Annotated in this window: 12 protein-coding genes and 1 tRNA gene; 10 read left to right on the top strand and 3 right to left on the bottom strand. The window is 57.0% G+C overall.

Annotated elements, in window-relative coordinates; translation table 11 throughout:
- Positions 1-59 precede the first annotated feature (59 nt).
- Together MW046_RS04750 and MW046_RS04745 are read left to right on the top strand one after the other, a co-directional pair.
- Entirely contained in the window at positions 60-1433 is a 1374-nt protein-coding gene (locus tag MW046_RS04750; RefSeq protein WP_247994419.1) for a glycosyltransferase family 2 protein, read from the top strand.
- 96 nt (positions 1434-1529) lie between these two features.
- Positions 1530-3164, top strand: a complete 1635-nt coding sequence (locus MW046_RS04745; protein ID WP_247994418.1) for an ArnT family glycosyltransferase — start codon at positions 1530-1532, stop codon at positions 3162-3164.
- Here MW046_RS04745 and MW046_RS04740 read toward each other — a convergent pair.
- Positions 3147-5477, bottom strand: coding sequence for a DUF2298 domain-containing protein (locus MW046_RS04740; protein WP_247994417.1), 2331 nt, complete (start codon positions 5475-5477; stop codon positions 3147-3149). The genes MW046_RS04745 and MW046_RS04740 overlap by 18 nt on opposite strands.
- A gap of 136 nt (positions 5478-5613) precedes the next feature.
- Here MW046_RS04740 and MW046_RS04735 point away from each other — a divergent pair.
- The 4 genes from MW046_RS04735 to MW046_RS04720 all read left to right on the top strand — a co-directional run bounded on the left by MW046_RS04735 (position 5614) and on the right by MW046_RS04720 (position 8844).
- Positions 5614-5688 (top strand) — tRNA-Met (locus MW046_RS04735).
- A 114-nt stretch (positions 5689-5802) separates the two neighbouring features.
- Entirely contained in the window at positions 5803-6867 is a 1065-nt protein-coding gene (locus tag MW046_RS04730; protein WP_247994416.1) for a polyprenyl synthetase family protein, read from the top strand.
- Positions 6868-6957: 90 nt separating this feature from the next.
- On the top strand, positions 6958-8016 hold the full coding sequence (locus MW046_RS04725) for a M42 family metallopeptidase (protein WP_247994415.1): 1059 nt from the start codon (positions 6958-6960) through the stop codon (positions 8014-8016).
- 51 nt (positions 8017-8067) lie between these two features.
- The gene (locus tag MW046_RS04720) at positions 8068-8844 is read left to right on the top strand and encodes a halocyanin domain-containing protein (protein ID WP_247994414.1); all 777 of its coding nucleotides are present in this window, start codon (positions 8068-8070) and stop codon (positions 8842-8844) included.
- Between the two features lie 12 nt (positions 8845-8856).
- Here the strand turns inward: MW046_RS04720 and MW046_RS04715 are convergent, their stop codons facing one another.
- Entirely contained in the window at positions 8857-9387 is a 531-nt protein-coding gene (locus MW046_RS04715) for a type II toxin-antitoxin system RatA family toxin (RefSeq protein ID WP_247994413.1), read from the bottom strand.
- Positions 9388-9502: 115 nt separating this feature from the next.
- Between MW046_RS04715 and coaBC the strand changes: the two genes are divergently transcribed.
- From coaBC to MW046_RS04700, 3 genes are all read left to right on the top strand, one after another.
- Entirely contained in the window at positions 9503-10657 is a 1155-nt protein-coding gene (gene coaBC, locus MW046_RS04710; protein WP_247994412.1) for a bifunctional phosphopantothenoylcysteine decarboxylase/phosphopantothenate--cysteine ligase CoaBC, read from the top strand.
- 453 nt (positions 10658-11110) lie between these two features.
- Positions 11111-11527: a type IV pilin domain-containing protein gene (locus MW046_RS04705; protein ID WP_247994411.1), complete on the top strand. Its 417-nt coding sequence runs from the start codon at positions 11111-11113 to the stop codon at positions 11525-11527.
- A 133-nt stretch (positions 11528-11660) separates the two neighbouring features.
- On the top strand, positions 11661-11858 hold the full coding sequence (locus tag MW046_RS04700; RefSeq protein ID WP_124953856.1) for a hypothetical protein: 198 nt from the start codon (positions 11661-11663) through the stop codon (positions 11856-11858).
- Positions 11859-11877: 19 nt separating this feature from the next.
- Here MW046_RS04700 and MW046_RS04695 read toward each other — a convergent pair whose 3' ends face one another.
- On the bottom strand, positions 11878-12681 hold the full coding sequence (locus MW046_RS04695) for a DsbA family protein (protein WP_247994410.1): 804 nt from the start codon (positions 12679-12681) through the stop codon (positions 11878-11880).
- 484 nt (positions 12682-13165) lie between these two features.
- Between MW046_RS04695 and hpt the strand changes: the two genes are divergently transcribed.
- On the top strand, positions 13166-13729 hold the full coding sequence (gene hpt / locus MW046_RS04690) for a hypoxanthine/guanine phosphoribosyltransferase (protein ID WP_247994409.1): 564 nt from the start codon (positions 13166-13168) through the stop codon (positions 13727-13729).
- Positions 13730-13749: the final 20 nt, after the last annotated feature.

The raw sequence follows: 13749 nt of genomic DNA, 5'->3' as shown, positions 1-13749 counted from the left end.
ACGTGCAACGAACCGGAACGATTTCACTGATTTATTAGGTAACGGATTGCTTTCTCTGTATGGAAGTCAAGACGGTCGAAGAGACGTCGTTATCTTTCAAGAAAATGACGACGTATACGACGATAACGGGACTACTCGTTATCGGTGTCCTGCTGCCGATTCCGTATATCGAGGGGTACGGTAGCGTACTCAACACGGTGTTGTTGATCGGGTTGATCGGACTCGTTGGGCGGACACTTCTGTCTGCAGTACTCGCGTTTTCCGGGACGAGTCCCCCAGAGATCGACGACGACGCGGTGTTACCCACGGTATCAGTTGTGATACCGGCGTACAACGAAGAGCCGGTGTTACCGGGAACGATCGAGGCGTGTAAGCAAGTGGATTACCCTGAGGAGAAGCTAGAAGTCGTGCTCTGCTATGAAGCGAGCTCGACGGATCGAACCGCCGAAATCGCCAAGCAAGCTGCCGCTGGCGATTCTCGATTCATAGCTGTTGAGCGCGACGAGCCGGGTGGAGGGAAAGCCAAGGCGACGAACTACGCGCTGCAACACGCCACGGGAGACATCATTGCGAGCATCGACGCCGACCACCAGTTCAAACCGAACGCGATCCGGCGCGCAGTATCGTGGTTCCTCGCGGACGAAGACACGTGGTGTGTGAAAGGACGGTGCTATGGAAGCAATCCGACGGACTCGTTGTTGGCACTCCACGCGACCGTCGAGCGTCACATCGCCGAAAAGGCTGATCTGTTCGCTCGGGAGGTCGTAGACGGATTCACCATCTTCGGCGGTGGACAGGCGTTCTTCCGTGCGGAGGTGTTCGACGAACTCGGCGAGTTCGATGAGGAAATCCTCGTCGAGGACATCGATATGTCTTCGAAGATCCACCAGATCGGTAAGGAACTGCACGTCGATCCGCAAGTTATCACCTACGAAGAAAACCCCGCAACGCTGTCTGCGTGGTGGAATCAGCGAAAACGGTGGGCACGGGGATGGATGCAGGTAGCAGTTCGGTATCTCCCGCTTTTGCCCCAAGAACGCGCGGTTTCGACCCGGAAGAAGATCGACGCCGTGTACACCTTCGTTTATGCGATCCTCCCAGTGCTGTTCATTCTCGTGTTTCCCATGCCGTTGTTCAACGGTCTGTCCGGCGTTTCGACGACGACGCTCATTCCTAACGGCTGGGCCGTATGGACGTTCATATCGATCGCTCCCATCATCGTATCGTATATCATCTTCTTACAGGATTGGATCGATGGGGAGTCCCACCATCTCTCTGAATACTTCGCTGCGTTCACCCTCTGGCCGTATCTCGTGTTTCAGTCTGCGGTGTTCGTGGCCGCGTTTATCGACGAGTTCATCCTCGACAAAGACAGCATCTACGTGACCACCTCGCGTTCGGACCAAAGCCAAAGCCAAAGCCATCCCCGGTAATGATCCCACGGGAGTCTGAATTCGCTGCTTGGAACGGACCATCACGAATCGAAACGAGAAAGTGAACGTGAACGAAATCTGGATCGAAGATCTCATATGAGCGATAAGAATGCGTCTGGTCTCTGGTTCGACGATCGTTTTTGGCTCGCTATGTCGCTTTTCGTCGGCAGTGGGGTGTACATCGCGTATCTTCTGACGCACACCCATCCGGCGTATGAGGGTGGATTGTATCTCCAATTCGTCGAAGAGATCATCCAGAACGGGTATGTGCTGCCCGAACGGATCCCCCACTATCTCGAAGGGGGGATCCCGTTCGCCTATCCGCCGCTCGTGTTCTACCTCATTGCCATCATCACCGACGTCACGGGCGTTGATCCGGTAGCGCTGGAGTTGTACGTTCCGGGTGCGATAGCTGTCGTGTATCTGATCCCGTTTTATTATCTCACGAAAGAACTGGTTGGCTCCCCCGGGAAAGCTGGTATCGGGACGATATTTTTCGCCGTCACGCCGTCGGTACTCCGATGGCACATCTCGGCAGGAGGAATCGTCAGAGCCGTTGCCGTGCTGTTCACCCTGCTCGGAATATACGCTGGGGTGAAACTCTTCCAGACCGGCGACCGACGATGGTTGGTGCCGGGCACGGTTCTGTTCTCCCTGACGTTGCTCACACACCCGGTGTATACGGTGTTTTTCGGTAGTAGCTATCTTCTATTGTTCGCTTTTCACGATCGAACGTTGCGTGGACTACTCAACGGTGCCATCGTCGCTACCGGTGGAATCGTGCTCACCGCTCCGTGGTGGTTGCAGATCGCAACCACCCACGGGCTGGATATCTACCTCTCAGCAAGCGGAACGCACACTGGACTGTTCGGTGGTGTCGGTCGACTCGCATCCCAGTTCGTCTACCCGATCTGGGATATGGATGTCGTCACACCGTTTTATGTCATAGCGTTCGCGGGGGGATTGTACGCCCTGTATCAGCGGCGATACTTCCTTCCGACGTGGATGGTGATCGCCAGCTATATCATCGGTAAGCAACGGTTTACCTTCGTTGCCGGTGCCATGCTGAGTGCCGTCCTCGTTGTCGATCTCGTCGTTCCGGCGTTGTCGTCTATCATCAGTTATCTGTCGATCTCGATTTCGGATACCCACAGAAAGATGGTACCGATCGGGGTGGCTGTCGTCCTCGTTCTCGGTGCGGTCGGTACTGGCGTCGCGTTCGCAGGAAGCGAACTGACCACCACCCACCAAGACAGCCGGACACAACCACAGACGGTCGATGACGATGATCTGCGGGCAGTGGACTGGATCAAAAACGAAACCCAACCGAACGAGACGTTCGTGGTCCTCAGTGATGCGGCTGAGTGGGTTCCCTACTACTCCGAACGGACGGTAATCCTCAGCCCATGGGGTGCAGAATGGACCACCACTTCGGGTTACTACACGGAGTACGAGCTGTTTCGTGATATCGCCACCTGTTCGAACGTCGACTGTCTCAACGTGTTGTTCGGACTTTCAGACCGCCAGCCTGACTACGTGTATGTCCCTCGTGACGTTTACACCGTGCATGGCGACGAATACAGTCCGGATCCGGGGCTGCTTCATTCGATGAACGCCTCCGAGAAATATTCGCTTCGGCATAAAAACCCTGGTGTGGCCGTGTTCGAACTGACCGACACCGACACATCGGTTTCCAACGGATCGAACGCCACGTCAAACCGTTCTCAGTGATTTTTCAGCGGTGAGATTGCGTGTTGGCGTCAGCCTCGTTTGGTTCACCTCGTAGATGGTCACGTCCCCAAAGCGGTGCTTTTCGAGTCCGTTGATTCGATCGAAGGGGCGCTCATCGTACCGTTGGCGTTCGCGCGGACCGACGTAGATGTAGCGCACATCGTAGTGCTGGAGTTGTTCGATGGTTCGTTCGGGCGGTCCCTGATACAACGTATCCACGTCAGCCGCCCGCGCATTGTACACCGAGGCGTTGCGATAGATGATTTCGTGTGTCCAGCCGACAATCGTCGGGAGACCGGTAAGTGCGGATTCGGGATTCACCCAGCTGTACTGGTCTTTTCCGGGGGCGGCGGCAACGACCGGCTGACCGGGCTGTCGATTGAGCCAGCGGATCGCGGTGGCTTCGTCGGAATGGACGGTGTCGAGATGCGTCAACCCATCGAGCGTCGGATCTTCTAATGTGGCGTCGGGCGCACTCCCGGTAAAATGGTTCGAGAGCGCAAGCGGCCCGTAAATCGCCGTGCTGAGGACCACTGCGGCAACCAACAGCCGTCCGAGACGAACACCGCGAGGCCGCCAGCGGAAAAGCCAGATCAGTCCGACGCCTGCGGCCGGACTCCACAACACCCACACCTGGAAATACGCCTTGAAAACGGTGTTGAACCGCCCTGATGCCGCCTGATCCTGAAGATAGAGCAGCTCCACGAGCAACACGATTCCCGCACCTGCGAGCACGAGTACCCCTGGATAGCCGAGTGATGCGTCACGGGGTTCGTCAGTGAGCTGTTCGGCCCTGAGGCGCGCCCACGTCCAGAGCACGATCGGACCGATCACAACGAGCGCGGGAAACCCAAGCCACGCGGCAACTGCTATCGACAGCCCGACCACCACACCCGACACGATCGGTCTGCGCTTGAGATGGACGATGATGCTCGATCTGTCTACCAACACGGGAACGAACACGAGCAGAAATCCTCCATGGACGAGAAACAGCGGGCCGAAGGGTGTTTGATCCGAAACGAGACCGATCGCCCGGCCACTCGCAGGACCGAGCCAAAACGGAAGCGTCGCTGCTACTCCAACCAGTGCCATTCCTCCGACGATGAGGAGTGAACGACCGACGTGCTGGAGTTCACGGGTGAACCACTTCCTCTCTTGGTCTTCGAACCATCGAAGGGGCGGAAGCGATGACGCCCGACGTGCGGTCGCCTGCATCGTCCCCGACGGAGACGCGAACAGGAGCGTGAGCCACGCTACCCCGAGTGCCGTCGGAAACGACCACATGTTGATGAACCCGATGAGTCCGGACAGCACTCCGACCGTGGCTAACAACGTCGTGCGAAGTGAGCGCTCGGCGGGCTGACTCCGGTAGTAACTGAAACAGAGCGTCGTGACGACCACCAAAAACGGAGTGCTCATCATGTGTGCGTGGAGATCGCCGTTCAGCCACGCGAACAGCGGGAACTCGGTTGCGATGCGATAGGAGTCTGGATCGGTCGGCACGCCGGGAATGACCCGGCTCGCATTCCAGTAGGAAAAGTTCGCTGGCGTGACGGCGAGTCCTTCGATGGGAACGTTCAGCCATTTCGCTATCGATGCTGCCGTTTCGTCGGGTAGGAGCCACAACAACGCGCGCACCGGGGTTTGAAGATTACTCGCAACGCCCACGAAGATCCCACCGAATACGCCGGTGCGCCACCGTGACAGTCCGACAGATGCGCCGAGTGAACCGGCCAGCCCGTACACACCTGTCACTAACATCGCGTACCAACCAGCCAGCGCGAGATTGTAGCCGTATGGTGCTGTCGTGCCCGTCAGCGTCGACAACACCGCAGAAAGCATGTGTCCCCCGTAGTAGTACTGCACGGACTCGCCAGCGAACCAGAAGTCTTCTGGGGGCAGTGCTGACGCGCGAAGCAGGCTTGCTAACAGCCCGTAATCGAGAAACTTCTCCCCCCCGGCGGGATGAATCCCCGGATCGACAGAGCGCACGATCACCAAGCCGAGAAAGGAAATCGTAAACACGACGGCCGCTTCGACGACCGGACGACGATCGATTTCGATCGCCTCTCGGGACCGAACGACGAGGACCACGACGACGAGCGCCACCACTCCACCACCGATCGAGACCCAGCCGAACGTCAACTGTCCGATCCAGTACACCGGAAGACCGATGCTGGCCAGGGCGACCGGAAGCGCAATGCCGACCCCTCGATTTTCGAGACGAGGACACAACACCGCGGTGATCGGCACCCCCGCAATTAACAAAAGAAGATAGACCACAAGCCACCGAATCACGAGCCAATACTCCATGCGGTCAATCACCCGTCACCAGACATACATCTTTCTGACTGAACGACCAACCGATCACACCGGTGATGGGTGGGTATGATTACCAGACGGCGAACGAATCATAACCCTTACTACCGTGACCGAACTAAAAGGCAATAGCGGGATGGGATAGCCAGGAGATTCCGCCGGGCTCATAACCCGGAGATCGGTAGTTCAAATCTACCTCCCGCTATATTTCTGGTGTCATTGATTCTGTTGCTGTGATCCGAACACTGGTTAGTCCTTCTGAATCCACCGTCGGACGAAAATAACGAGGCTTTTGAATGAGGACGGAGTGAAGCAGGGTATGCGGGAGGTGTTTGAGGAGTGGCGGCCGGTCGTTGACAGGGAAATCGAGCGCTTGCTACCACGAACCATCGACGAGGCGTATCTTTCGGAGTTTTTCGGTTCAGCACGCTACGAATACGATTCAAACGGGCTTCAGCGTGCCCTGTCCGATCCAGTTTGGAACCTCCTCGATCGGGGTGGGAAACGGTGGCGGGCCATCGTCTTCTTATTACTGGTCGAAGGGTTCGGTGAGGATCCTGACGAGTACCTACAGTACGCCTGTATTCCGGAAATCCTCCACAACGGAACGATCATCGTCGACGATGTCGAAGACGAGGCGGACATGCGGCGTGGAGACCCCGCCTTGCATCACATTTCGGGAAAGGATGTCGCACTCAACGCAGGAAACGCCATGTATTTCTTTCCGTTGAAGATCCTCACCCACAACCCTGCTGATCTCTCCGCCGAACGGAGGCTTTCTGCCTACGAGATGTTGATGCACGAACTCAATCGGACACATCTCGGGCAGGGTATGGACATTTACTGGCATAACAAACAAACCATCGACATCACGGAAGCGGAGTATCTGGAGATGTGTGCGTGTAAAACCGGCTGTCTCGGACGCATCGTTGCGCGGCTCGCTGCCATCGTCACGGGACAAGACGACGCCACCGAACAAACCGTCGGCGAGTTCGCCGAGCTGATGAGCGTCGCGTTCCAGATCGGCGACGACATACTCGACATTGAGACGAGTGACGAGGATGGCGGAGCGTTCGGTAAAGCCGCCGGAAACGATATCCGTGAGGGAAAAAAGACGCTGATGGTCATCCATGCTGCGAACAACGCCTCACCACAAGAGGTCGCGCGGATGGAGAACATCCTGTGGGCCGACGAGAACACCACCGAGGAAATCGAGACCGTCGTCGAACTCCTCTATGAAACCGGTAGCGTCGACTATGCACGCGAAAAAGCACAGCAGCTGTCGAACGACGCGCGTGCGTGCCTGCAACAACTCGATCTCGATCCCAATGTCGCCGACCAGCTCGCCGCGTTCACACGGTTCGTGATCGACCGAGACGTGTAAGCCAACGAAAGTCCTGTTCCCCAATTACTAGTCGTCTGATACATATTCGAGACGCACCCCTGATATAGACGCCGATCTAGTAGATGGCATATGGGTGCGTTCGAGACGGACTTCGAGTTTGACACTGGTTTGTTGGCAGAACTGACGGAAACGAGTGGTGTTCCCGGGTACGAAGACCGCATTCGGGAGATCGTTCGCCGGGAACTATCGGCCACGACGGACACGGTTCGATCCGACGCGATGGGCAACGTGATCGGGACGCTCGACGGCACGAGCGACTACAGCGTCGTCGTGGCGACTCACATGGACGAGATCGGGTTCATGGTTCGGCACATCACTGACGACGGATTTCTCACGATCGACGCTCTCGGTGGATGGGATCCTCGGGTGCTTCGCGCCCAGCGGGTCACCGTCCACACCGATGACGGCGATCTGCCGGGCGTCATCGGATCGACGCCCCCACACACGGACGACGATTCGGACGAGCAGTCGATCGAGGACGTGTACGTCGACGTAGGGTTGGACGCAGAGACCGTCGAAACGCGCGTGAGCGTCGGTGATCTCATCACGATGGACCAGAGCACCCAGCAGGTCGGTGACCATATCACGGGTAAAGCGATCGACAATCGCGTCTCTGTGTGTGCGATGGTGACCGCCGCCCGGCAACTCACCGCTCCCGACGTGACGATCCACTTTGCTGCCACCGTTCAAGAGGAGGTCGGGCTACGCGGTGCGAGCGCGCTCGGTGTCGATCTCGATCCCGATCTAGCTATTGCGCTCGATACGACGGTCGCAAACGATATTCCTTCCCACCAAGCGAAAGAGCACGTCACCGAGTTGGGCGAGGGGACGGGGATCAAACTCAAAGATTCGGGCGTTATCACGAATCCGAAGGTCCACAGCCGACTGCAGTCGGTCGCTGAGCAAGCGGAGATACCGTATCAGATGGAGATCCTCCCGCGTGGACGAACGGACACCGCCGGGTTCCAAACCACTCACGGAGCCACGCCGGTCGGGGCTATTTCCGTTCCGACGCGGTATCTCCACACCGTCACCGAGAGCGTCCACCACGCCGATCTCACCGCCACGATCGATCTCTTGACGGCCTTTTTGGAAAGCGAAACCGGTGAGCATGACTACCGCCTGTAAGTCGATGGGAGAATCAAAGTATTCACTACGGCCGGTTTCTTAGCCCCCACCATGACTACGGACGAGGGAATGAACCGCCGCGACTTCCTACGGATGACCGGCGTCTCCGCAACCGCTGGCGTCGCTGGAGCGAGCGGCTCTGTGGCTGCCCAAGAAGGAGGGAACAACACCACCGGGAACGAAACTGGTAATCAAACCGGTAACCAGACTGGAAACGAGACTGGCAACCAAACCGGCAACCAGACTGGAAATACAACTGGAAACGAGACCGGTAATCAAACCGGTAACCAAACTGGGAACGGAACAGCCGAGTCCGGTGGTGGATCGGGCGGTGGTGGCTCAGGTCCGATCGACTACGGTGGGTATTTGGACGACGCCAACGGCTGGGGGGGCGACGGCAGCACGACCGATATGACTGGCCAAGGAGAAGTCACCATCACGGTCGGTCCGGACAGCTCAAACAACTTCGATCCCGTGGCGGTCCACGTCGATCCCGGTACGAAGATCATCTGGGAGTGGGCAGGACCGGGTCACAACGTCCAAGCCGAAGACGGACAGTTCGAAAGCGAGATCAAAAGCGAGGGCACCTTCGAGTACACTGCCGATGAAGAGGGCGTGATCCCCTATTTCTGCCAACCACACAAGGGCCAAGGGATGTTGGGCGCGCTCGCCGTCGGGCAGGTCCCACGGAAAGAGCCAGCCGCTCCCGTCACGCCCGCCGTCAGCCAAGGCACGAAAAACCTCGGGGTTGCGACGTTCGCCACGATGGTCTCAACGCTGGGACTGGCGTACTTCTTCCTCCGGTACGGTGGTGACTACGAACAGTAGCACCCGAAACGATCACATCGAGTCGGGTGCGGTGTGAATAGCAACATCCACAGGACGTTCCTCGCCTTCGAGGTCGGCGACGATCCGCCGAACGATGTTTCTCGCTTCCGCTTCGATTTTCGGCGTCACCTTTTTGATCACCCAATCGAGCGATACGAGCGCCGGTAAATCGATCGCGTCTTTGTTCGCTGAATCGGGGTTGAACTCCACTCGGAGCCGAACCTCCGAGGCGTCAGGTTCGTCGTCCGGCGCTTTCTCCGGTGTGTGTTCGACCGTCCAGTGGCCGTGGGCGTCGACGTCTTTGATCAGTTCCCAATCGATGCGGGTGGGCGGATCGAGCGCAGTGACTTCCGAACGAGCGGTGTATGACAGCTTCCACCACGCAAACACGAGGTCGTACTTCGTCCCCGTTTTGCCCTCGCCATACTGACGAACCTCAGTGATGTGCTCCGAATAGTTCGCGTATCGTGGAAAATCCACGAGAAACTCGTACACCTCCTCGGGCGGCAGATACACTACGGTGCTAGCTTCAACGGCGTCCACAATCCCTATCTATCTGCCATCCTCCTAAGTATACTGTTCTCTCGACGTACTCCTGATGCCGACTCGATCCCACAAGAGGGACCATTTACAACAGTTTAGCTCCCATGACTGAACAATGCTCGAAGGAGTGAACGTCGCGCTCTGTGTGACTGGGTCGATCGCGGCGGTTCGAACCGTCGAACTTGCCCACGAACTCCGGCGGTGTGGGGCGACCGTACGGACGGTGATGACCGAGAGCGCACAACGAATCATCCATCCATGGGCGCTCGAATTTGCCACGGATCGCCCTGTCGTTACCGAGATCACCGGATCGGTCGAACACGTCGAGCTGTGTGGACACGATGGATGGGCAGACGTAGTCCTCATCGCACCCACGACAGCAAACACGATCGGAAAGATCGCGGCCGCTATCGACGATACGCCGGTAACTACGTGTGCGACGACTGCGCTCGGGACCGACGTTCCAATCGTCGTCGCTCCGGCGATGCACGAACCCATGTACGATCATCCCGGCGTGCTCGAAGCCATCGAGCGGATCGAATCTTGGGGTGTGACATTCGTCGATCCCCGCGTCGAGGAAGGAAAGGCAAAGATCGCCTCCGACGATTCGATCGTGTTATCGCTCGCGCAACAGACGGGATCCGATCCATTAGCCGACAAGCACATCGTCGTGACTAGCGGTGCGACAGCCGAACGGATCGATCCAGTTCGGACGATCACGAATCGCGCATCCGGTCGAACCGGACGGGCTGTCGCACGCGCGTGTTACGTCCGTGGTGGAAACGTCACGCTGGTCCACGACGGAACCGACGTGTCGTATGCTACCGTCGAGCAGGTCGAGAGTGCGCGCGAAATGATCGATGCCGTCGAACGCCACGCCCCGATGGCGGACGCGCTCGTTTCGGCAGCTGCTATCTCCGATTACACCACCGAAACGCGCTCCGAGAAGGTCCGATCGGGCCAGCAGCTATCGATCGATCTCAAACCGACACCCAAGCTCATCGATACCATCCGCGATACACACCCGAATCTTCCGATCGTCGGATTCAAACTCGAAAGCGATGGGGACGACGACGACCTGATCGAAGCAGCCCGTGGTCCCCTCGATCGGGCTGATCTCTCCTTTGTCGTTGCAAACGACACGAACGTGTTGGGTGAACGACAAACCCGTGCGCTACTCGTCGGTCCGAACGACCATACGGAGTACGTGGGATCGAAGACCGGACTCGGTCTCACTATCGCCGACCAACTCGCCACCCAACTACGCTGACCGATCGCTTCGACGCGAACACGAAAAAGGGCCGAGATGGGATTCCCGAACGGAGCGTACGAAGGTTTATACCAAAAAACGGGACCACTCAGCCTTGCACATGCGACGGAGCGATTCATCGTTTGGCACGCTCTCCGTGTCTCGTTCCAGAACGCGGAGATCAGGTCGAATCGGGTCGATCGCGTTCTGGAGACACGCTCTATGGTCCCAGTCGGTCGTTTTCACTCGCAACGTCCCGAGCGGGCCGCCATCGCATGTGCATTCATCATCCCTTCGGGTCGAAGAGGCATCGAAACGCAAATCGAAGACGAAATCGACGTGTTGCGACGTCGATCCAGCCAGTCCGTGTATCAGATCGTCACGGACCGACTGGGATCTCCTCTACCACGTTCAGTTACCGGATGGTTGGACGATCGTCGGACGGACGACGGTACGTTGGTGGGTATCGATACAATGAGAACGAAACGATTGCTGTACGAGCGGGAACGGGGAGTATCGCCGGTTATCGGTGTGATCGTAATGGTCGCAATAACAGTCATACTGGCGGCGGTTATCGGTGCGTTCGTATTCGGGCTCGGCGGGGAGCAAGAACAACCACCACAGGCGCGTCTCGATTTCGCCGTCGACGGTGAACAGGTGACGGTTCGCCACGGCAGCGGTGATTCGCTCGCCATTCGATCCATCGACATCGTCGTGGATGGTACATCAGTCGGGTCGGGAGCGCTCGAACCGGGCGGATCCGATGCGGTGTACACGGCGGGAGAAACGATCTACACCGGAAGCGTCGATAGTGGTGCTGAGGTCCTCGTCGTTTGGCGCAGTCCGACCAGCGATAGAACGACGACACTGTTTCACACCACGATGCCATGATGTGGCCGTCACGATCGAACGAGGGTGTGGAACCGAGTTAGTAGAACTCTTGAACGAAATGAAAAAATCAGGATGGAATCGCCTAAAAAGAGTTAAATGGACGCTTCCCCGACAATGGCTAACGGTTAGTCCGATGGTGAGGAAGAAGAAACTCAGTCCCAGTGGGACCAAGGATGCAGATGGTCAGTACCACAACGCTCACCTCAATCTACACGAGGACGAGTTGACGGTCGCAGGAATGTCGATCGGCGATGAGGTGTTTGTCCGGGTCCGCGAAGACAAAATCATCATCCAAAAAGCAGACCAAGAGGAGGTCGAACACGATTTATAAATAGTTACGTCGGAACAAATCAAACGTCTTTTATAGACTGTATCGTACGTTTGAACACGTCGTACGGTTGCGTCCCGGTGATCCTCTGGGTGTTCTCCGTCGTGGGGTTTACAAAGACGAATGCGGGTGTTCCTGTGATATTCGCCTGATTGGCGGCATCGATTTCGGCTTGGATATCCTCCTTAATACTGTCTTGTCTGTTTCGGATACATTTCTTGAGGGGATCGGTATCGAATCCGGCGTTTTCGGTGATGGTGAGGAGTTTGTCGATGTCAGCCCACCCGCTGTTTTCCTCGCCTTGCTGTTCGAATATCGAATGGTGCCACTTCCAGAACCGGTTGGGATCGCCATCGGCCACCTGCTGCCAGACGCATTTCGAGAGGAGAGCAGCCGGCAACGAGTTCGGTCCGATGTTCGGCAATTGGAGGAAGACGATCCGCAGAGATCCATCAACAACGAAGTTGCGGTTTATCTTTGGATGTATTTTTAGTGAAAAATCAGAACAAAACGGGCAGAGATAATCGCTCCAGTAGTACATATCGATCGGCGCATCGTCCGAACCCATTACTGGACTGTCATCCAACGAAACGCCGTAGTCGGTCGTTCCACTCGCCGGATGCATATAGGGGGGTTCACCGTCCGGTGGAGGCGGTGTCGTGCCGGTCGCTCCGCCGTTCCCCGGCGTCTGATCCGCCGCTCCCTCGGCGTTCGATGCATCCGGATCGTCTCCTACGAGATTCATACATCCCGCAACGCTCCCGGCAAACACGAGGCTCACACTCCGAAGCACCGCCCGTCTCTGGTTCGATCGAATGTCCGGCATTGTGGTCCCGGGACGACGCTGACTGAACCGTCGTTCCCTTACATACTCTGTGTCAGTATCGCCTCTAACTCTTGTGCTTCCCTTCATCGTTACTTGATGTATACTACTCAGTTATCCCCGATCTCTATCTTCCTTCGAAGAGAAAATCCTGCCCTTCGGATGGTGTGACTCGCGGTATTCGACGACACTGTTCATCGACCGTGGGGTTCGTGTCGTTCGCAAGCGGTGAACCGTCCCGGATGGGAATAAAACCCACCAGCCTCAGAAGGGATGGTCTTGGAACCTACTCGGTAACCGGCTGGATCTTCGTGTTGGAGCAACTTCCTCGTGAATCGCCTCGACCGCCTGTAAACGAGCAAGTGACACATAACATACACCATATTCTATACTAGATGCCGGATCGACCGGTCGTCCGATGTGAGAACGGCTCTCGAACGCAAGTACAACAAGCTGTACTTTTACGTCTTCATCATGTACGGGCAGCATGGAACGGCTCTCTCAGTCGCTTCGGGACGCGCCAATCATTCAAAAGGGGGAGTACGAATACTTCGTCCATCCCATCAGTGACGGGGTTCCGATGTTGGAACCGGAGTTGCTCCGCGAAATCGTTATCGGGATTATCCGAAAGGCGGATCTCGACGGTGTCAATAAGATCGTGACACCGGCTGCAATGGGCATCCACATTTCGACAGCCGTATCGTTGATGACGGACATTCCGCTCGTCGTCATTCGGAAGCGCCAGTACGGTCTGGAGGGTGAGGTTTCGCTCGCGCAAGTAACGGGCTACTCGGAAAACGAGATGTACTTGAACGATGTCGAACCCGACGATCGGGTGCTGTTGCTCGATGACGTTCTCTCGACGGGAGGTACGCTCCACAGTATCACCAGTGCCCTCGAAGAGATCGGCGCAGACATCGCGGACATCGTTGCAGTCATCAAAAAGGTTGGCGGTGAGAATAAAATGGACGATCACGACGTAAAAACGCTCATCAACGTCGATGTCGTCTCCGGATCGGTCGTGATCGTTGACGAAAACGGCGACGGGTAGTTTCTCACCGCTCGAAGACG

The sequence above is a fragment of the Halocatena salina genome (assembly GCF_023115355.1).
Lineage (GTDB): Archaea > Halobacteriota > Halobacteria > Halobacteriales > Haloarculaceae > Halocatena > Halocatena salina.
The sequence above is the reverse complement of the archived record's forward strand: the minus strand, read 5'-3'. Positions and strand labels throughout refer to the sequence as shown.

Excerpts from the sequence above, each read along its gene's own strand:
- MW046_RS04750 (WP_247994419.1), top strand. The coding sequence starts at position 60 with ATGGAAGTCAAGACGGTCGAAGAGACGTCGTTATCTTTCAAGAAAATG.
- MW046_RS04745 (WP_247994418.1), top strand. The coding sequence starts at position 1,530 with ATGAGCGATAAGAATGCGTCTGGTCTCTGGTTCGACGATCGTTTTTGG.
- MW046_RS04740 (WP_247994417.1), bottom strand. The coding sequence starts at position 5,477 with ATGGAGTATTGGCTCGTGATTCGGTGGCTTGTGGTCTATCTTCTTTTG.
- MW046_RS04730 (WP_247994416.1), top strand. The coding sequence starts at position 5,803 with ATGCGGGAGGTGTTTGAGGAGTGGCGGCCGGTCGTTGACAGGGAAATC.
- MW046_RS04725 (WP_247994415.1), top strand. The coding sequence starts at position 6,958 with ATGGGTGCGTTCGAGACGGACTTCGAGTTTGACACTGGTTTGTTGGCA.
- MW046_RS04720 (WP_247994414.1), top strand. The coding sequence starts at position 8,068 with ATGACTACGGACGAGGGAATGAACCGCCGCGACTTCCTACGGATGACC.
- coaBC (WP_247994412.1), top strand. The coding sequence starts at position 9,503 with ATGCTCGAAGGAGTGAACGTCGCGCTCTGTGTGACTGGGTCGATCGCG.
- MW046_RS04705 (WP_247994411.1), top strand. The coding sequence starts at position 11,111 with ATGAGAACGAAACGATTGCTGTACGAGCGGGAACGGGGAGTATCGCCG.
- MW046_RS04700 (WP_124953856.1), top strand. The coding sequence starts at position 11,661 with ATGGTGAGGAAGAAGAAACTCAGTCCCAGTGGGACCAAGGATGCAGAT.
- MW046_RS04695 (WP_247994410.1), bottom strand. The coding sequence starts at position 12,681 with ATGCCGGACATTCGATCGAACCAGAGACGGGCGGTGCTTCGGAGTGTG.
- hpt (WP_247994409.1), top strand. The coding sequence starts at position 13,166 with ATGGAACGGCTCTCTCAGTCGCTTCGGGACGCGCCAATCATTCAAAAG.